Source organism: Desertivirga xinjiangensis (assembly GCF_024436435.1).
In the GTDB taxonomy this organism is placed as follows: domain Bacteria; phylum Bacteroidota; class Bacteroidia; order Sphingobacteriales; family Sphingobacteriaceae; genus Desertivirga; species Desertivirga xinjiangensis.
The window spans coordinates 1-633 of the sequence record NZ_JAFMZP010000024.1 but is presented as its reverse complement, the minus strand read 5'-3'; the positions used below and the strand labels follow the sequence as shown (position 1 = coordinate 633).

General features: G+C 39.5%; 1 protein-coding gene and 1 tRNA gene. Both read left to right on the top strand.

From position 1 onward, the window contains the following. Positions 1-277, top strand: a 277-nt coding sequence (locus J3P37_RS22865) for a hypothetical protein (RefSeq protein WP_256014460.1), incomplete at its 5' end; no start/stop codon positions are given. An 81-nt stretch (positions 278-358) separates the two neighbouring features. After that, positions 359-431 (top strand) — tRNA-Phe (locus tag J3P37_RS22860). Positions 432-633 lie beyond the last annotated feature (202 nt).

Here is a 633-nt window from a genome sequence, read left to right as displayed (position 1 = left end):
AAAACAGAAGCTCGTTAGTTATACTAACGGGCTTTTTTGTTTTTCCATGGCTGGGATGCAGCTGGTTAAGATGGCCAGGGGAGCACGCGTGCCTACAACTTTCAAAAATCAACATAATTCTTTTGACGGATTGCCCACCCAGCTCTTCTGCTTGATCCCCAATAGCTTTATCTTAAAAATTCAAAGTTCATGGCGCTTGCTAGGGCAACACGTATTAAATCATAGAAATGAACGCTCAAGCTCAGAACCTAAAAATTATTCTCTCATAATCAAGTAGCTATCTCTTTTCGTGATAAAATGTTGCCAATATAATAGTGTTTATGGGAAAAAGAACTTACATTTGCAGTCCCAACAAAACGGTATCATAGCTCAGTTGGTAGAGCAAAGGACTGAAAATCCTTGTGTCGCTGGTTCGATTCCAGCTGATACCACAAAGTAGAAAGGTCTTTTTCCTTCAGGAAAAGACCTTTTTTTATGCGTTAAGCTTTTTCATCTCAATCTTCAGTTTGTTTTGGATCAAGCTTAAAAGTTGGAGGCCTTCCTTGGGATCAGTCCGGAAAGTTGTGGACTAGGCGTATATTTTGGATAACCTGTACATAAAGAATTCGATATTAGTTACCCCTCTGAACTGAC